The sequence below is a fragment of the Kocuria kalidii genome, from assembly GCF_044462225.1.
Lineage (GTDB): Bacteria > Actinomycetota > Actinomycetes > Actinomycetales > Micrococcaceae > Kocuria > Kocuria kalidii.
In genome coordinates, this window is record NZ_JBISWJ010000068.1 from 1 (window position 1) to 18,043 (window position 18,043).

Consider the following 18,043-nt stretch of genomic DNA (forward strand, 5'->3'; position numbering starts at 1 on the left):
GCCGGCCCCCGGGGTCAGTTCTCCTGGACGGGGATCCACGTCTCGACGATCCGGTCGAGCGTGCCGTCCGCCTGGATCCGGTCGATGGTCGCGTCGACCTGCTCGAGCGTGGCCGTGCTGCCCTGCCGCACGGCCACGCCCAGCTGGTCGTCGATGTCCCGCGTCTCCTGCAGGACGAAGCCGGGGTTCGCCCGGGAGTGCTCGGCGATCGCGGTGACGTCGTCCAGCACGGCGTCCACGCCGTCGGTGGCGAGGGCCGTGAACATCGTGCTGGCGTCCTCGTACTGCACGGCGTCGAGGCCGAGCTCGCGGGCCTGGTCCTCGCCCACGGTGCCCTGCATGACGCCGATCCGGGCCTGCTCCTCGCGCGCGGCGTCGATCGAGCCGATCCCGTCCTCGCCGTCGGTCACGAGGCCCACCTCGTTGTCGTAGTAGGGGTCCGAGAAGTCCATCACCGTGCGCCGCTCCTCGGTGATGGACAGCGCCGAGATCGCGACGTCGCACTGCGCGGAGTCCAGGGCGGCGCCGGACTGGATCGACTCGAAACCGAGCGTGAGATTCTTCATCTCCACGCCCAGGTCCGCGGCGATCTCCCGGCCGAGGTCCATGTCGAGCCCCACCATCTCGCCGCCCTCCTCCATCTCGAAGGGAGGGTAGTTCGCCTCCGAGCACACGGTCAGCACGCCGGGCTCCACCAGGGCCACGGCCGAGGGCGCCGCGGTCCCGGCGGTGGCCCCACCATCCTCCCCGCCGTTCCCGGCGGGTCCTCCGGACGTGCAGGCGGTCAGGGCGAGGACGGCGATCGCGGACAGCGCCGCGGCGGCGTGCGCGCAGGTGGGGCGGGACGTGGGGCAGGGCATGCGGGTCTCCTCCGGTGGGAGCGGTGGTCGTCGGCGCGGGCGGGCCGGGCACGGGGCCGGCCCTACGGGGTGGTAACCCCGACCGTGTTCGGGGACCAGGATACGGTGCATTCCCCGCGCAGGCTCCGCAGGCGGGCTCAGCGGGCGGACAGCCCCGGCGCGGGGACCAGGCGCTCCGGTGTCCCGGCGGTCCGCTGCCCCAGGGCCTGGAGCATGGGCCGCAGCTTCGCCCACGTCTCGGCGAGCTCGGCCTCGGGGTCGGACGCGGCCACGATGCCGCACCCGGCGAAGAGCCGCACGGTGCGCTCGTCCTCCTGCACCGCCCCGCGCAGGGCGATGCCCCAGTCGCCGTTGCCGTGGGCGTCGAGCCAGCCCACGGGGCCCGCGTACAGACCCCGGTCCATCTGCTCCAGCTCCGGGATCGTGGCGGCGGCCACCGCGGTGGGGGTCCCGCACACCGCGGCGGTGGGGTGCAGGGCCTCGGCGAGCTCGAGGGAGGACGGCGGGTCCCCGGCCGGGCCCGGGCGCAGGGCGGCGCTGACGTCCGAGGCCAGGTGCCACACGTTGGGCAGCTCGAGGATGAAGGGCTCCGGTGAGGTCGTCACGGCGTCCGTGTAGGGGGCGAGCGACGCCTCGAGGGAGTCGACCGCGAACCCGTGCTCATGCTGCTGCTTCTCCGACTCGCCGAGCACCCGCGCGGCGTACTCCTGGGGGTCCTCGTCCGGGGGTGCGGCGTCCCGGTCGAGCGTTCCCGCGAGCACGCGGGCGTGCGCGACGCCGTCGAGCACCCGCACCAGCATCTCGGGGGTGGCGCCCATCAGCCGGCCCCGGCCCGGGGCGTCCCCACCGAAGCCCACGCAGTACGTCCAGCACCGCTCGTAGCGCCGGGCGAGGTCCCGGAGCACGGCCACGGGGTCCAGGGGCGCGTCCGTGCGCGCCACGACGTCCCGGGCCAGGACGAGCTTCTCCAGCCGGCCGGCGCGGATCCGTGCCACGCCGTCCCGCACCGCCTCCGTCCACTCGTGCTCGCCGAGCGTGCCGGAGGACAGCCGGACGTCGGCCGGGACGGCGGCCCGGCCGTCCCCGGCGGGCGGGCGGCCGGGGGCGGTGCCGAGCCGGCGCAGCCAGGCGGCCGCGACGTCGTCCGGGCCCAGCCCGAAGGGCGTCCCGGGGGCCACGGCCACCACGAGGCTCGCCCACGCGACGCCGCCCCGGCGCCCCACGAGGAGCTCGGGGACCACGAGCCCGGAGTCCGCGGCGGAGCCCGCCGCGAAGGTGAACGCGCCGAAGGCCGCGAGCCCGGTGCCGGGCACCGCCACGCGGTCCTCGACCACCGCGGCCGCGACCACGTCGTCCCACCACACGCGCGCGGCCGTGAACCGGTCCGCTCCGCGCACCGTGTGCTCGGCGACCCGGCCCCACGCCACGAGGCCGTGCCCGTCCACGGTCCAGGTGAGCAGATCCGGTCCGGTCAGCAGCTCGCGCAGGTCCGGGGCGGCGGCGGGGTCCGCACCCAGCGCGGACAGGGGCACCGTGAGGGCGTGCAGCACGGGGACCGGCGGGGCGGCGGCGGGGTCGGTGGAGGACATCGCGCACCAGTCTAAGCCGCCCGCCCGACAGGGCCGGGCCCGCCGTTCCCCGGCGGCGGGACCCGGACGGGGCCGTCGGAGCGAGGTGCGACAATGACCGGGTGAACCGAGCAGACCTGTCCAAGCAGCCGCACGAAGTCTCCGCCATGTTCGACGACGTGGCGCCGCGCTACGACCTCGTCAACGACGTCCTCTCCCTGGGGCGGACCCGCGGATGGCGCAGGGTGGTCGCGGAGGCCGTCGGCGCGGTCCCGGGCGAGAAGGTCCTGGACCTCGCCGCCGGGACGGGGACCTCGTCCGAGCCCTACGCGGACGCGGGGGTCGACGTCGTGGCCGCGGACCTCTCGCTCGGGATGCTCGAGGTGGGCCGGGCCCGCCGCCCCGACATCGAGTTCGTGCAGGCCGACGCCACGCGGCTGCCCTTCGCCGACGCGTCCTTCGACGCCGTGACCATCTCCTTCGGCCTGCGCAACATCCAGGACTTCCGCCGGGCGCTCGCCGAGATGCTCCGGGTCACCCGCCCGGGCGGACGGCTCGTGGTCTGCGAGTTCTCGACCCCCACCGCGGCCCCGCTGCGCACCGTCTACACGGAGTACCTGATGAAGGCGCTGCCCGGGATCGCCGCGCGCGCCGCGTCCAACCCGGAGGCCTACCAGTACCTCGCCGAGTCCATCGCCGCATGGCCGGACCAGGAGGACCTCGCCGCCGAGATCGCCGCGACCGGGTGGACGGGCGTGCAGTACCGCAACCTCACCGGCGGCATCGTGGCCGTGCACCGGGCCGTCAGGCCGGGCGCCGGCGTCCCCGCCCGATGAGGGCCCTGGTCCTCGGCGGCGGGCCGGCCGGCGCCACGGCCGGGTACTGGCTCGCGGAGCACGGGATCGACGTCACGGTCCTGGAGAAGACCGCGTACCCGCGGGAGAAGGTCTGCGGCGACGGGCTCACCCCGCGTGCCGTGCGCGAGATGCGGCTCATGGGCGTCCCGCACGGGCCCGAGCTCGGCTACGCCCGCAACCGGGGGCTGCGCCTCGTGGCGCGGGAGCGCAGCGTCGAGGTGCCGTGGCCCGAGCTGAGCGACTTCCCGCCCTACGGCCTCGTGCGCACCCGCCGGGGCTTCGACGAGCAGCTGGCCGGGCACGCCCGCGGCGCCGGGGCCCGGGTGCTCGAGCGCCGGGCCGTGACCGGGGTGCTGCGCGACGGCGGCGGCCGGGTCGTCGGCGCCCGCGCGAACGTCCTCGACGCCGCCGGGCGGCGCACGGGGGAGACCGAGGAGCACCGCGCCGACGTCGTGCTCGCCGCGGACGGCAACTCCTCCCGCACCGCCGTGTCCGCCGGGCTGCACCGGCGCGAGGACCGGCCGATGGGGGTCGCGGTGCGCGCCTACTACGAGACCTCCCGCACGGACCTGGACTGGATGGAGGGCTGGCTCGAGCTCACCGACGGCACCGACCCGCACGGGGCGCTGCTGCCCGGCTACGGCTGGGTCTTCGGCGTCGGGGACGGCACGGCCAACGTGGGGCTCGGGATCCTCGACACCTCCCCGGCGTTCGGCGCCCTGGACTACCGCAAGGTGCTCGCCGACTGGACCGCGTCCATGCCCGCCGAGTGGACCTTCGACGAGGAGCACCGGCGCGGCCGCGTGCTCGGGGCGGCCCTGCCGATGGCCTTCAACCGCACGCCGCACCACGTCCCCGGCATGCTCCTGCTGGGCGACGCCGCAGGCCTCGTCTCCCCGTTCAACGGGGAGGGCATCTCCAACGCCATGGAGTCGGCGCGCTACGCCGCCGAGCACGTCGTGGCGGCCGCGGCGGCCCACGGGCCCGCCCAGCGGGAGCTCGTCCTCGCCGGCTACCCGGACCGGGTCCGGCAGGAGTGGGGCGCCCACTTCACGCAGGGCCGCGTCCTCGCCCAGCTCATCGGCAGCCCGGCGGTGATGAAGGCCGCCGTGCGCACCGGCATGGCCGTGCCCCCGCTGATGCGCTTCGTGGTCCGCGTGATGACGGAGCTCTCCGACCGTCCCGCTGCCACGTGGGAGGACCGCGTCGTGTCCCTCCTGGACACCCTGACGCCCGCCACCGGCAACACCCGACCCCCGAAAACTCGCTAGAGTGGTGGACCGTGACTGAATCCTCCTCCCCGAGCGCCGGTGGCCCCGCCACGGGTCTCGGCACCGATCAGGTCAGGCTGCCCGCCGGCTTCGACCTCATCGCGTCCGACGACCGGCTGGGACCCGCCGTGCTGCAGTCGCTCGCGCGGATCGAGGAACGGCTCGAGGAGGCCGTGCGCAGCACCGACCACCTCGCCGACGTCACCTCCCGCCACCTGCTCCAGGCCGGCGGCAAGCGCGTGCGGCCCCTGCTGACCGTGCTGGCCGGGGAGATCGGCGGCGGCATCAACGACGCCGTCCTCGAGGCCGCCGCCGTCGTCGAGCTCACGCACCTGGCCACGCTCTACCACGACGACGTCATGGACTCCGCGCCGCTGCGCCGCGGCGTCGCGACCGCCCAGACCGTGTGGGGCAACTCGGTGGCCATCCTCACCGGCGACCTCATCTTCGCGCGCGCCTCGTCGATGGTCTCCGACCTCGGCCAGCGGGCCCTGAAGATCCAGGCGGACACGTTCGAGCGGCTCGTGCTCGGGCAGCTGCACGAGACGGTCGGGCCGCGGGACGGGCAGGACCCGCTGGCCCACTACCTCGACGTCCTCTCGGGCAAGACGGGCTCGCTCATCGCGGCGTGCGGGCACTTCGGCACGGTCCTGGCCGGTGCCGAGGAGGAGGTCGTGGCCGTCATGGTCGAGTACGGGGAGAAGGTCGGCATCGCCTTCCAGCTCGCCGACGACGTGATCGACGTCACCGGCGAGGGCGTGGTCTCCGGGAAGTCCCCCGGCACGGACCTGCGCGAGGGGGTGCCCACCCTGCCCGTGCTGATCCTGCGCCGGATGGCGGGGGAGGGCGACGCCGAGGCCCTGCGCGCCGTCGAGCTCCTCGACTCCGACCTGACCTCGGACCAGGCCCTGGCCCGCGCCGTGGCCGCGGTCGCGGGGCACCGGTCCACCCAGGAGGCGTGGCGGATCGCCCGGGAGTGGGCCGACGAGGCCATCGCGTCGCTCGAGCCCCTGCCGGACACGGTGGCCAAGCGCGCGCTCGTGGCGTTCGCCCACGCCGTGGTGCACCGCGAGGCCTGACCCCGTTCCGCGACGGGTGCTCCGGCCGGGTGCCCGAGGTGGGGAGGCCCCGGACCCACGGGCTAGCCTGTAGCCGTCCGCCGACCACTTCCCGCACCCGAGGACCCCCATGACCCAGTCCCCGCCCGGCCGCGCCGCGGCGCCCCGCGAGGCGTTCCCCAGCCGGACCGTCTTCATCCTGGCCGCGATCGGCTCCGCCGTCGGCCTCGGCAACATCTGGCGCTTCCCCTACATCGCCTACGAGAACGGCGGCGGGGCGTTCCTGATCCCCTACCTCGTCGCCCTGCTCACGGCCGGCCTGCCCCTGCTGATGCTCGAGTACGGGATCGGACACCGCTTCCGCGCCTCGGCGCCCCTCGCCTACCGCCGCCTGCACCCCAGGACGGAGTGGATCGGCTGGTGGCAGATGGGCATCAGCTTCGTGATCGCCGTCTACTACGCCGTCATCCTCGGCTGGGCGATGCTCTACACCTACTTCTCGTTCGGCAAGAGCTGGGGCGACGACCCCGGCACGTTCTTCGTCTCGGACGTCCTGCAGAGCTCCGAGCAGGTCGGGGTGGGCCTCGACTTCGTGCCGAACGTGCTGGCCGTTACGGCGGTGGCCTGGCTCGCGCTGCTCGTCGTGCTGCTGCTCGGCGTGCAGAAGGGCATCGGCCGGGTGAACCTCGTCCTGATCCCGCTGCTGGTGCTGATGTTCCTCACGATCGTGGTCATCGCCCTCACCCTGCCGGGCGCCGCCGACGGCCTCAACGCCTTCTTCACGCCGGACTGGGCGGCGCTCACGGACAGTACGGTGTGGGTCGCCGCCTACGGGCAGATCTTCTTCTCCCTGTCGGTCGGCTTCGGCATCATGATCACCTACTCGTCCTACCTCAAGCCGAGGACGGACCTGACCGGTTCGGGGCTCGTGGTCGGGTTCGGCAACTCGAGCTTCGAGATCCTCGCCGGCATCGGCGTCTTCGCCGCCCTGGGCTTCATGGCCGGGGTCTCCGGCGTGGGCGTGGACGAGGTCGCGACCTCCGGCATCGGCCTGGCGTTCATCGCGTTCCCGACGATCATCTCCCAGGCCCCGCTCGGCACGCTGATCGGGGTGCTGTTCTTCGCGACCCTGACGTTCGCGGGCTTCACGTCGCTCGTGTCGATCGTGGAGGTCGTCGTGGCCGCCGCCCAGGACAAGCTCGGCCTGCGCCGGCGGACCGCCGTGGTGGCCGTCGTGGTGCCCATGGCGCTGATCTCCCTGGCCCTGTTCACGACCACCACGGGGCTGAACCTGCTGGACGTCACGGACAACTTCGTCAACCAGTTCGGCATCGTCGCCGCGGCGCTGGTGTCCATCATGCTGCTCACCGCGGGCTTCTCCGCGCTGCCCACGCTGCGGGACCACCTCAACTCGGTCTCGTCCGTCAAGCTGGGCCGCACGTGGATGGTCGTGGTCGGCGGGGTCACCCCGATCATGCTGGGCTACATCCTCATCAACACGCTCACCACCACCCTCGCGGAGGGCTACGGCGGGATGCCCGCGTGGTTCGTCAACACCTTCGGCTGGGGCACGGCCGGCGCGATCGTCGTCGTCGCCCTGCTGCTCTCCCGGCTGCCGTGGCCGGCCGCGTCCGCGGCCTCGGAGCTCAGCCCGTCGCCCGCCGTCGTCGACGCCTCCGTGGACCGGCGCCGGCTGCAGAGCGGCCAGCCTCTCTCACGCTGGTCGGACACCGCGCTGCGCACCCCGGCCCTCGACCAGGACTTCTCCTACCGTGCCCTCGCCGAGGGCACGGTCGTGTCCCCGGGCCGCGCGGAGGCTCCCGCCCGGGGGAGCGACCGGGCGCCCTGGAGCTCGGGCACCCCGACCAGCGCCACCGGACCCCAGGAGGACCCCCGATGACCACGCCCGCCGTCATCATGCTGATCGTCGCCGTGTGCACGGTGTGGGGCGGCTTCATCGCCGCCGTGCTCCACCTGCGGCGCACCCCGGAGACGACCGACGACGACCCGGACCCCGGCGCCGGCGACCACGCCCGCACCACCTGAGCCGCGCCCGGGTCGCACCCGGGGGTCCGCCCCGGGCGGGACTCAGGCGCGGCGGACCCGCGGGGTGCGCACCGCGTCCAGCACGAGCAGCAGCACCGCGAGCCACACGAAGCAGAAGCTGACCCAGCGCTCGGGGGGCATCTGCTCACCGAGCACGAGCACGGCCAGCAGGAACTGCATGACGGGCGTCAGGTACTGGATCATTCCTACGGTGCTCAGCGGGAGCCGGCTCGCCGCGGCGCCGAACAGGATCAGCGGCACGGCCGTGATCACGCCCGCGGCCAGGAGCAGCACGGTGTGGCCCGGGCCCTGCGTGCCGAAGGTCATCCGGCCGTCCGCCGACAGGGCCGCCACGACCACGGCGGCGATGGGGGTCAGGGCCAGCGTCTCCACCGTCAGGGTCACGATGGCGGGATAGGACCCGCCCACCCGGTTCTTCACCAGCCCGTACAGGCCGAACGAGAACGCCAGGCCCAGGGAGAGCCAGGGCACGCTGCCGTAGAACACGGCCATCACCACGACCGCGACGAACCCCACCCCGACGGCCGTCCACTGCAGCCGGCGCATCCGCTCGCGCAGCACCACCACGCCGAGCAGGACGGCCACGAGCGGGTTGATGAAGTACCCCAGGGAGGCCTCGATGGTGTGCTCCGTGGTCGTGGCGACCACGTAGAGGAACCAGTTGATGCCGATGAGCACGCCCGCGAGCGCGAGCGCCGCCAGGGTGCGGGGAGAGCGCAGCGCCCGGCCCAGCGTGCCCAGCTGCCTCGTGACCGCGAGCAGCGCCAGGCAGAAGGCCAGGGAGAACAGCACGCGCAGGGCCACGATCTCCATGGGCGTGGCCGGCTCCAGGACCACGAAGTACAGCGGCAGCAGGCCCCAGATCCCGTAGGCGGCGAATCCGGACAGCACACCGGCCCGGGTCCTCGACTGTTCGTCGGGATCCGGGCCGGGTGCGGTGTTGTAGGCGGTCACGCTCGAGGGTACCGCCGGGGATCAGAGGCCGAAGAATCGGCTGAAGAAGCCCTTCTTCCGCTCGCCCTGGTCCTCCTCCGGGATCTCCTCGCCGTCCACCACGGGCCGCGCCTCGGCGCTGCCCGGGACGCCGGGGCCGGCCACGACCTCCCGCTCGACCTCCCGCTCCGCGGCGGGCTCGCGGTGCGCCGCGGCGGCGAGCTCGACCGGCTCCCCGGCCGCGGGCCGGACCGGCTCGGGGCCGGGCACCACCGTGGTGCTCACCCGGCCCGGGCGCACGTCCCGGTCGGAGGGCTCCTGGTCGAACGGGAGGTCGGCGTCCGCGGCACCGGCGTGCGCCGCGGCCGGCTCCTCGGTCTCCCGGGGCGCCTCGACGGGCTCGGGCCGGTCCTGCGGGCGCGGCGCGTGCTCCGCCTCGACGAAGTCGGGCACCTCGATCGGCTCGGGCTGCTCCTCGGTCTCCCGGGGCTGCTCCTGCGGGGCCTTCGTGGGCTCCGGTGCCTCCTCGGTCTCCTCGGCGCGCTGCGGCTCGGCCTCCTGCCGGGCGGCCGTGGCCTCGGCGGCGGCACGGTCCTCGCGCAAGGTCGCCGCACGGGCCCGGGCGTCGGCGGCGAGGTCCGCCAGGATGTCGGGGCCCACGGACGGCTCGGCGGGCTCGACGCCGGAGATCTGGTGGTCGTCGAACCAGAACCGCTGCGCGCCGTCCCGGACGGTGACCACGCACGTGGCCTCGGTGTCCCACTCGATGTGGGCGCCGCGCAGCTTGGCGTAGGAGTCGACCGCGTGGTTGTGGTCCACCGCGGTGTCCGTGGTCAGGGCCTCGGCGATGACCCGCATCATCCGTTCCACGGTGAGCTCGGGGAGCTCGAACTCCGGTCCGTCCAGCAGCAGCCACGCGGTGACGCCGCCGCCCGCGCCGGCGGGATAGTGCGCGTACACGCCCGTGACGGTCTTGGCCGCGAGGGTCAGCCGACGGGCCAGGCCCTCCGCCACGGGCAGTTCGTCGGTGGACAGCTCGTCGACCCCCAGCCGCTCACCGGCCTCGCGCGCCTGGACCGCGGCGGAGACCACCTCCGCCGGGAAGTGGCCCAGCTCCTGCCACGACCAGATCCAGGACCCGCGCGAGGAGGATTCGGTGCCCAGCAGATAGGGGGTCAGCACCACGGGCGGCTCGGTCTGCAGAGTGAACGCCGGTGCGGAGAAGTCGACGTCCCACCCGGCGCCCTGGGTCAGCTCGGCCAGCCTGGCCTGGAACTCGGTGGAGATGAAGATCGACTCGTCGATCAAGTCCTGCAGCGTTTTCGTCATGCGTCCAGGCTAGCAACCATCCCGGGCGCGGGGACGTCACGGGGGGCGTCGTCCGGTGCGTCGGGGAACAGCCGCACGAGCGCCCCGTCCACGGGCGGCGGCCACCCGCTTCGGTAGGGTGGTGGCGAGTCCTGCGGAGCCCCGCGACGCCGCGTCCGGCTCCGCGCCCGTCCCGTGACCACCACGATCCGATCAGGCCCCGCGCGGGCCGGGAACGAGCCACCGCATGAGCGAGACCCCCACGACCCCGACCCCGGGCCCGTCCCGGCAGGAGCTGCTGAACACGATCGGCTCGTGGATCCTCTCGGTGCTGCGCACCGAGCCGGGCTGGGACCGCACGGTCGTGGACCTCAAGTTCCAGGGCGGGCGCGTGCACCTGCGCGTGCGCGAGCACCGGGGCCAGGAGGTGGTGCCCGGCACCGCCGGCCCCATCAAGGAGGACAGCGCCGTCATCCCCGCCGTGGAGCAGCTGCGGGAGAGCGCCCACGTCCCGGGGCGCGGGACGTGGTTCACCGCCACGGTGGTGATCCTCGCGCAGAGCTGGCCCGAGCCGACCCACCGGTTCGGGGGGACCTACGACTTCGACGGCGAGCCCCGGCAGTGGGGGGACGAGGGCCCCTTCACCGGCCAGGACGTCCTGGAGCACCTCGAGCGCTTTCCCCGGACCCGGGCCAGGATCCCGGCCTGGGCCGCCGAGCTCGCCGAGCGGGAGGGCGTGGAGCTGCCCGTCCTCCCCCCGGGCGCCGAACAGGAGGCCGACCGGCACGGCACGGTCCACTCCCTGGTGCGGTCGGCCGTCGACCGGTTCGCGAGCGCGCCCGACAACAAGGCCATGATCGAGGTCATCCGCCAGTGCATGGCCGGTGCGCTGCTGCTCGACGTCAGCGAGAGCACCCTCGTGGCGGGTCCGGCCGGGGAGACGGTGGGCCCGGACTCCACGCTGCGGGTCCAGACGCTGGGGGAGACGGACGGCACCCGGTCGCTGGCCGTGTACACCTCGGCGGCCGAGGCGCAGGCCATGTTCGACCGCCACCACCCGGACGGCGGCAAGCCCGTGCTGCTGCGCGAGTCCGCCGTGAAGATCCTGCAGATGATCGCGGACGACCCCCAGTACGACCACCTGGTCATCGACCCGGCCCGGCAGGGGTGCCGGATCGGCCGCCCCCAGATCGAGTGGGCCATGCGGGCGCCGCGCAACGACGCCGTCAAGTCCGCGATGCTGGAGAACAACATGTCGCAGCTGCTCGCCGGGATCCTCGCCCCGGACGCGGTGCTGCTGCTCGGGGCGCGCGTGCAGGACGGGCGCGCCGTGCCCGTCTACGCCAAGCCGCAGGAGGAGGGCGCCAAGCCCGACACCCTGCTGCTGTTCACGTCCGCGGCGGAGATCGCCGTGCTGGACACGACCCTCGAGGTCCGCTCCGCACCGGCTCCCCGGGCGCTGCGCTTCGCGCTCGACGCCGGGGCGGAGAAGGTCAGCATCAACGCGCACCCGCCCGTGGCCACGCTGACCGCCGACCAGCTGCGGAACCTCCTGGCCCTCGTGGACAAGGAGACGGAGCCCGCCGCCGGGTCCTCCGGCGAGCAGGCCGGCCCGGCCGCGACCGGGAGCTGAGGACCGGGGGCGTCAGCCCGCGGCGGACGTCTCCGCGGGCTCCGGCTCCGCCGCGAGGCAGTCCGCGCAGATGCCCTGGTAGACGACGTCGGCGGTGAGCAGCTGCATGCCGTGGTGCTCGGAGGGCGTCAGGCAGGGGGTGTGGCCGACCGCGCAGTCGACGTCGGCCACCGTGCCGCAGCGCACGCAGTACGCGTGGTGGTGGTTGTCCCCGGTCCGGGTCTCGTACAGGGCCGGTGACGCAGGGGGCTCGAACTTGCGCAGCATGCCGACGGCCGTGAGATCGGACAGGACCACGTAGACGGACTGGACCGTGATCGCCGGCAGGACCTCGCGGACGCCGGCGACGACGTCCTCGGCGGTGGCGTGCGGGTGGCGGTCCACGGCGTCGAGGACGGCCAGCCGCTGCTTGGTGACGCGGCGGCCGTGGGAGCGCAGCAAATCCGACCACGCGGCGGCCCGGGCGGTGTCCGGTGCGGGGCGTTCGGTGGTCTGCATGCCCCCACCGTAGCGTTATTGTGATGAACTCACAATAGTGGACAGCGCCGTGCGCGGAACGAGTTCGCGAAGGTCAACACCGTGTGACCGTTCTGGTCGTGCCCCCGCCCGCCCGTGTTCACCCCCGTCTGACCTGGGACTACGATGAGCGCGGGGGATGGGGGTCCGTCACCGTCGTCGTGCTGCGTGCACCGGCGATCGGGTGCAGTGCGTCCCCGAGAATCTTCTCCCCGAACCACCGCGACCACGACGGAGACAGATATGACGCGTCCTGCCCATGCCCGCCCGAACGGCCCCGGCGGCGAGCCGGTGGCCCTCCGCGACGACGTCCTCCTGGACGCCGCGCACGCCGGGGACGCCGAGGCCCTCCGGGCCCTGCGGGAGCGGTACCGGGGCACGGCCCTCGCCGTGGCGCGGGCGCGCACCGGCAGCGCGGAGGAGGCGGAGAACGTCTCCGCGGCGGCCCTCGGGCGGATCGAGCAGGTCGTCGGCGAGGGCGGCGGTCCCCGCGCCTTCCTCGGCGCCTTCGTCGTGTGGATGGTGGGGCGGGAGGCCGACGGCGGCACCCGGCCGGTCGCACTGCCGGACGACCCGGCCGTCCCCGCGTCCCTGCTCCGGGTCTTCAGCGGCCTGCCGGCGGAGTGGCAGGCCTTCCTGTGGCACACCGAGATCCTGGGGCACAGCGCACGCCGGGCCGCGGCGGCCCGGGGGTTCGGCTCGGTCGCGGCCGCCGGCCTGCACCGCGACGTGTTCCGGGGGCTCCGCGGACTCTACGTCCAGGCGTCGGCGGACCGCGCCGCGGGACCGGACTGCGCGGAGTTCTCCGGCGAGCTGGCCCACTTCGTGCGGGGCACGCGGGGGCAGCGGAGCCGGTGGGACGTCAAGGAGCACCTGGACGGGTGCGCCCGCTGCACCGCGGAGTACCTCGGTCGCCAGGACATCGGGACGGGCCTGCGCACCTGGACGCTCCCCGTGCTGGCCGGCCTGCCGCTCTGGGGCACCGAGGCCCTCGAGCTGGCCAACCTCGTCGCCGGTGCCGACACCGGCTCCGGAGCTGCCGCCGCTGCCGCCGGTGCCGTCGGGGCGGGAGCTGCCGCGGGCGCCGCCGCCGGCCCCGGGGACGGGGTCGCAGCAGGCGCTCCGTGGTCGGGGCGCAGCGCGAAGGTCCTGCTGGGCGCCGGTGCGCTCGCGACCGCCGTGGCTGTCGCCGCCGTCGGCGTGTCCGGCGGTGGGAATCCGGTCCCGGTCGCGGACAGTCTCGCCGTCGAGCAGGCCCCGCGCACCGCCCAGGACCTGGAGGACCAGAACGGGGGCGACGCCCCGCGCGGTGCGGACCGGACGGACGACGGCGAGTCCGGCGGCGGGGCCTCCGACGCCGACCTCGAGCAGGGCTCGGTCCGTGCGGGGGAGTCCACCGGCGGTTCGACCCCCGCCGACGGCCCGGCCGGTGGGCTCGGGGGCGGCACGTCGTCCGAGGCCGCCCTCGTGCTCGCCGACGCGGACGACGACCTCGTCGTGGCGGCCGGTGCCGCCGGTGCCTCCGGAGGTTCCGGAGATTCATCCGGAGGCGGCGGCGCCGTGCGATCGGCAGCGGCCGCGGAGCGGACAGCACCCGATGGCGGCGGGGCCCGGGCCGCGGCCGCCGAGGCGCCCGGCACCGCGTCCGCCGGTGGGCCCGCCCGGACGTCGTCCCCCGCGGGTTCGTCGACGCCCACGCCGCCGTCGGAGCGCACGGCGGACGCCTCCACGACCGCGCCGACGACCGCTTCCTCGCCCGTCCCCTCCCTCGTCCCCTCCTTGGCGCCGGCACCAGGCACTCCGTCGCCCGTTCCCTCGGTGCGGAGCACCCAGCCGACCGTGGACGCCGGCCGGGCTCCGCTCAAGGCACCGGTGGCCCCGGCCTGGACGACCGCACCGCCGAGCGCACCCGAGCGCACCGGCACCACGGGCGGGACGCAGGGTCAGCACACGCACCCGGAGGTCCGCACCTCCGACGACCGTGGGGGTCAGGACGGGTCGTGGCACCGCGAGCAGCGCGGGAACGACGGCCGGAAGGGACCCGGGCGCGACGGTCGCGCCTGGGAGCGCGCGTGGGACCGGGATGACGAGGGCGGGAACGGTCACCGCCACGGCCACGGCGGTGACCGCGGTGACCGCGGTCACCGCGGAGATCGTGGCGAGCGCGGAGCCAGTCCCGAGCGCGGCTGAGCGCAGACCTCCCCCGGATCCCTCCGGCGCAGTGTGACGAACGCGAACGGCTCGTGACGCCGGAGGCCTGCCGCTGTCCGGTGCGGCCCTCTACCATGGACGCGGGGGACCGGGGGGTCCGCAGTTCAGCACGCCGCACGCCGTCGCCGTGCTCGTCACCGTCGTCGCCGGGACCGGAGTCCCGTGGCGCCGCTCCCGGGTCGCCCGCACCGCAAGGTGGCCGAGCGTTCCCGAGACCGACGGAGATCCCATGACGCGCACGACCGAGGCGCAGGCCGAGGGGCGCAAGCCGCGCACCGACGAGGAGCTGCTCGCCGCGGTGCGGGACCAGCGCCCCGACGCCTTCCCGGACCTGAGGGACCGGCACTGGCACACGGCCGTGGTCGTGGCCCGGCTCCACAGCCCGAGCCGCCAGGACGCGGAGCAGCTGGCGGGCACGGGCTTCGACCAGCTCCTCGCCGAGGTCGGCACCGAGGTCGACGGCGCGGACGGCGCCGCGGACAGCCGGGGGGAGGGCCAGGGCGTCTTCCTGCGGGCCCGGCTGGTCGCCATCGTCGGCCGGGCCGGCACGGACGGGGAGACCGCCGCCGAGCAGGTCTCCGACATCTATCTCGGGCTGCCGGCGTCCTGGCAGGCCGTGCTGTGGTACCTCGAGATCGAGGGTCTCGACCTCGACCGGACCGCGGCGGTGCTCGGCCTGAGCCCGGCCGCCACGACCGCGCTGCACCTCGAGGCGCGCGCGGGTCTGCGGGCCGCCTACCGCCAGGCTCGGCTCGACCTTCCCGGCCTCCCCGGGTGCGCGGACTGCGCGGCCGACCTCGGTGCCCTCGCCGACGGCCGACTGCCCGCCGAGCGGGCGCAGGCCGTGCAGGCCCACCTGGACGAGTGCCCTCGCTGCACCGCCGACCACTTGTATCTCCAGGACACCGGCAAGGGACTGCGCACCTGGCTGCTGCCCGTGCTCGCCGGGGTGCCGCTGTGGGACACCCGGACCGACGAGCTCGTCGAGCTGGTCCGCACCGCCGGCCGGATGAGCGCCGGACGCCTGTCGGCGGCTCGGGGCACCGACGTCGCGGGCGGAGCACTCGCCGCCGTCCACGTCTCGCGAGGGGGTCGGAAGGTGCTCCTCGGCGCCGGAGTCCTGGCGGCCGCCGCGGCGCTTGTCGGGGTCGCGGTCACCGGCGGTCTCGGCGACGGGACGACGCAGGCCACGAGTCGTGGCGGCGGTTCCGGAGCCACGGATTCCCCCGCCCCCGCGCCCGTCGGGTCCTCCGAGACCTCCGACGACGGGGCGATGCTCGCGCGCGGAGCCGGAGCCGCAACCGCGCCCGGTGGCGACGGCGGGAGGCTGTCCCTGCCGACCCTCGAACCGTCTCCCGGTCCGCTCACCGAGTCTGCGGCCGAGGCCCGGCGCGCCGGCGCGGACTCCGGAACGATTCTCACAGCGGGCACAGCGGGCACAGCGGGCACAGCGGGCACAGCGGGCACAGCGGAGGGGACGGACGGGCCGGCCACCGGTGCCCGGGAAGCCGGCGCGGGCTCCGCCTCGGCGGCCGATCGTCGCCCCGGTGCGGACCCCCGCACGGAGGGGAGCCGCCCGGACGACGGCCGTGCACCCCGGTCGGCGGCGTCGAACGCGGCGCCCTCGGAGGCGGATTCATCAGCCGGGGAATCCTCGGGCGGCGGCGGCACCGGTCGCGGCACCGCCGCTGCCGGGGGCGGAGGCAGCAGCGCGGGACCGTCCGAGGACAGCGGTGGGACCGGCGTCCAGGGCTCCCCGGACGAGGCCCCGGCGTCCGAGGCGCCCGTGGTCGAGACCCCCGCACCGCCGGCCCCTGCGGAGGGGACATCGGCCCCACCGGCCCCCGCGGAGGAGGCACCTGCCCCACCGGCCCCCGCGGAGGAGGCACCTGCCCCACCGGCCCCCGTGCAGGAGACACCTGCCGCGCCGGCCCCCGAGCAGGAGACATCGGCACCTCCGGCCGGCACCAGCGGCACCAGCGGCACCAGTCCCAGTCCCGGTCCCGGCGTCTGACCGCCGACCCGCCTCTGCGCGCCGGCGGGAGGCCCACCGGGCGGAAGCCACCCATCGGTCAGCTGGGAGATCGCCGGCCCTCGACCCGTTCGGGAAGACCGGCGCCCACTGCGGGGTTGTGACCAGCGGAAGATCTACCCGCCCCGACGAAGGAGCCGCAGCCAGGATGCACAACCACAACAACGGGCTCAAGACCGTCCTGCTCCTCGGCGGCCTGTGGGTGGTGCTGCTGGCCATCGGATGGTTCGTGGCGAGCGGAACGGGAAGCAGCGTCTTCATCTGGGTCTTCGCCCTGATCGGCCTCGCGTCCACGGCCTACAGCTACTGGAACAGCGACAAGCTCGCGCTGCGCTCCATGCGCGCCATCCCGGTCACCGAGCAGCAGGCGCCGGGGTACTACCGGATCGTGCGGGAGCTGTCGCGGCGGGCGAACCAGCCGATGCCGCGCCTGTACCTCGCGCCGACGATGAGCCCCAACGCGTTCGCCACCGGGCGGAACCCGGAGAACTCGGCGGTCTGCGTGACCGAGGGCATCCTCCAGCTGCTCGACGAGCGCGAACTGCGCGGCGTCCTCGGCCACGAGCTGATGCACGTGTACAACCGGGACATCCTCACCTCCTCGATCGCCGCGGCCGTCGCCGGCATCATCACCGCGGCGGCGCAGTTCCTCCAGTTCACGGCCATCTTCGGCGGCGGACGGGGCGGTGACCGCGGCAACCCCCTGGTGGCGCTGCTGCTGGCCTTCCTGGCACCCCTCGCCGCGACCGTCATCCAGCTCGCGGTCTCCCGCACGCGCGAGTACGACGCCGACGAGGACGGCGCGCAGCTCACCGGGGATCCGCTGGCACTGGCCTCGGCGCTGCGCAAGATCGAGGCGGGCACGAACGCCCGGCCGCTCAACCCGGCGGACCAGAAGCTCGTGAACACCTCGCACCTGATGATCGCCAACCCGTTCCGGGGCGGCGGGGCGAGCCTCTTCCGCACCCACCCGCCGACCGCGGACCGCGTGGCCCGGCTCGAGGGCATGGCGGGCATCGGCCGCCGCTGACCCGGCCCACCGACGACGACGGAGCCGCCCACTGCGCACGGTGGGCGGCTCCGTCGTCGTCGGTGCGAAACCGTGGAAGGAACTCAGCGGTAGTTGATGAACTGCAGGTCCACCTCGAGCTCCGAGCCCTTGAGCAGGGTGATGACGTCCTGGAGGTCGTCGCGGGACTTCGACGACACCCGGAGCTCGTCCCCCTGGATGGTGGCCTTCACACCCTTGGGGCCCTCGTCGCGGATGAGCTTGGTGATCTTCTTCGCCTGGTCCTGGGCGATGCCCTCCTGGACGGAGGCCTCGATCCGGTACTCCTTGCCGGAGGCGAAGGGCTCGCCGGCGTCGAGGGACTTCAGGGAGATGCCGCGCTTGACCAGCTTCGACTGGAAGACGTCGAGGACCGCGTTGACGCGCTCCTCGGAGTTCGCCTTCATGAGGATCTTCTCGCCGGAGAAGTCGATCTCGGCGCCCACGCCCTTGAAGTCGTAGCGCTGGGCGATCTCCTTCTGCGCCTGGTTCAGTGCGTTGGACACCTCCTGCTTGTCGACCTTGCTGACGACGTCGAACGAGGAATCGCTGGCCATGCTGCCTCCTGAGCTGGGGCGGTGGTCGGGCGGTGTGCGGCCCGTGGGACTGCACACCAGCGTACCGGGGAGGCTCCGTCACCGTTTCGTGATCTGCGCCCAAGGGTCTGCCCAGGTCGGCTCC

15 protein-coding genes are annotated in these 18,043 nt (G+C 74.6%); 9 read left to right on the plus strand and 6 right to left on the minus strand.

All coding sequences use genetic code 11. From position 1 onward, the window contains the following. Window positions 1–14: 14 nt before the first annotated feature. Together ACH9D3_RS09485 and ACH9D3_RS09490 are read right to left on the minus strand one after the other, a co-directional pair. Window positions 15–860: a transporter substrate-binding domain-containing protein gene (locus tag ACH9D3_RS09485; RefSeq protein ID WP_396410750.1), complete on the minus strand. Its 846-nt coding sequence runs from the start codon at window positions 858–860 to the stop codon at window positions 15–17. A gap of 137 nt (window positions 861–997) precedes the next feature. After that, window positions 998–2,449: an isochorismate synthase gene (locus tag ACH9D3_RS09490; RefSeq protein ID WP_396410751.1), complete on the minus strand. Its 1,452-nt coding sequence runs from the start codon at window positions 2,447–2,449 to the stop codon at window positions 998–1,000. A 101-nt stretch (window positions 2,450–2,550) separates the two neighbouring features. Between ACH9D3_RS09490 and ACH9D3_RS09495 the strand changes: the two genes are divergently transcribed. From ACH9D3_RS09495 to ACH9D3_RS09515, 5 genes are all read left to right on the plus strand, one after another. After that, window positions 2,551–3,264: a demethylmenaquinone methyltransferase gene (locus ACH9D3_RS09495; RefSeq protein WP_396400776.1), complete on the plus strand. Its 714-nt coding sequence runs from the start codon at window positions 2,551–2,553 to the stop codon at window positions 3,262–3,264. Next, window positions 3,261–4,556, plus strand: a complete 1,296-nt coding sequence (locus tag ACH9D3_RS09500) for a geranylgeranyl reductase family protein (protein WP_396410752.1) — start codon at window positions 3,261–3,263, stop codon at window positions 4,554–4,556. Before ACH9D3_RS09495 ends, ACH9D3_RS09500 begins: the two co-directional genes overlap by 4 nt. An 11-nt stretch (window positions 4,557–4,567) precedes the next feature. Then, complete coding sequence (locus tag ACH9D3_RS09505) at window positions 4,568–5,635, plus strand: polyprenyl synthetase family protein (RefSeq protein WP_396410753.1); 1,068 nt, start codon at window positions 4,568–4,570, stop codon at window positions 5,633–5,635. A 109-nt stretch (window positions 5,636–5,744) separates the two neighbouring features. Further along, window positions 5,745–7,514: a sodium-dependent transporter gene (locus ACH9D3_RS09510; RefSeq protein WP_396410754.1), complete on the plus strand. Its 1,770-nt coding sequence runs from the start codon at window positions 5,745–5,747 to the stop codon at window positions 7,512–7,514. Next, the gene (locus tag ACH9D3_RS09515) at window positions 7,511–7,660 is read left to right on the plus strand and encodes a methionine/alanine import family NSS transporter small subunit (protein ID WP_396401300.1); all 150 of its coding nucleotides are present in this window, start codon (window positions 7,511–7,513) and stop codon (window positions 7,658–7,660) included. The genes ACH9D3_RS09510 and ACH9D3_RS09515 overlap by 4 nt, the downstream gene beginning before the upstream one ends. Before the next feature lie 42 nt (window positions 7,661–7,702). Here the strand turns inward: ACH9D3_RS09515 and rarD are convergent, their stop codons facing one another. After that, the gene (gene rarD / locus ACH9D3_RS09520; protein ID WP_396410755.1) at window positions 7,703–8,635 is read right to left on the minus strand and encodes an EamA family transporter RarD; all 933 of its coding nucleotides are present in this window, start codon (window positions 8,633–8,635) and stop codon (window positions 7,703–7,705) included. 21 nt (window positions 8,636–8,656) lie between these two features. Then, a complete protein-coding gene (locus ACH9D3_RS09525) occupies window positions 8,657–9,943 on the minus strand; it encodes a DUF6882 domain-containing protein (protein ID WP_396410756.1) in 1,287 nt (428 codons plus the stop codon). 226 nt (window positions 9,944–10,169) lie between these two features. On the opposite strand from ACH9D3_RS09525, the gene ACH9D3_RS09530 reads away from it, so the two are divergent. Beyond that, entirely contained in the window at window positions 10,170–11,555 is a 1,386-nt protein-coding gene (locus ACH9D3_RS09530; RefSeq protein ID WP_396410757.1) for an SseB family protein, read from the plus strand. 12 nt (window positions 11,556–11,567) lie between these two features. Here the strand turns inward: ACH9D3_RS09530 and ACH9D3_RS09535 are convergent, their stop codons facing one another. Next, window positions 11,568–12,053 carry a Fur family transcriptional regulator gene (locus ACH9D3_RS09535; RefSeq protein WP_396401296.1) on the minus strand — a complete coding sequence of 162 codons (486 nt, stop codon included), beginning with the start codon at window positions 12,051–12,053 and terminating at the stop codon, window positions 11,568–11,570. A gap of 261 nt (window positions 12,054–12,314) precedes the next feature. Between ACH9D3_RS09535 and ACH9D3_RS09540 the strand changes: the two genes are divergently transcribed. The 3 genes from ACH9D3_RS09540 (at window position 12,315) to htpX (ending at window position 17,344) form a co-directional block, all read left to right on the plus strand. After that, on the plus strand, window positions 12,315–14,261 hold the full coding sequence (locus ACH9D3_RS09540) for an RNA polymerase sigma factor (RefSeq protein ID WP_396410758.1): 1,947 nt from the start codon (window positions 12,315–12,317) through the stop codon (window positions 14,259–14,261). Window positions 14,262–14,511: 250 nt separating this feature from the next. Continuing rightward, the gene (locus ACH9D3_RS09545; RefSeq protein ID WP_396410759.1) at window positions 14,512–16,296 is read left to right on the plus strand and encodes a zf-HC2 domain-containing protein; all 1,785 of its coding nucleotides are present in this window, start codon (window positions 14,512–14,514) and stop codon (window positions 16,294–16,296) included. 166 nt (window positions 16,297–16,462) lie between these two features. Then, entirely contained in the window at window positions 16,463–17,344 is an 882-nt protein-coding gene (gene htpX, locus ACH9D3_RS09550) for a zinc metalloprotease HtpX (RefSeq protein WP_396410760.1), read from the plus strand. Between the two features lie 83 nt (window positions 17,345–17,427). Here htpX and ACH9D3_RS09555 read toward each other — a convergent pair whose 3' ends face one another. After that, window positions 17,428–17,919, minus strand: a complete 492-nt coding sequence (locus tag ACH9D3_RS09555) for a YajQ family cyclic di-GMP-binding protein (protein WP_396410761.1) — start codon at window positions 17,917–17,919, stop codon at window positions 17,428–17,430. Between the last annotated feature and the right edge of the window lie 124 nt (window positions 17,920–18,043).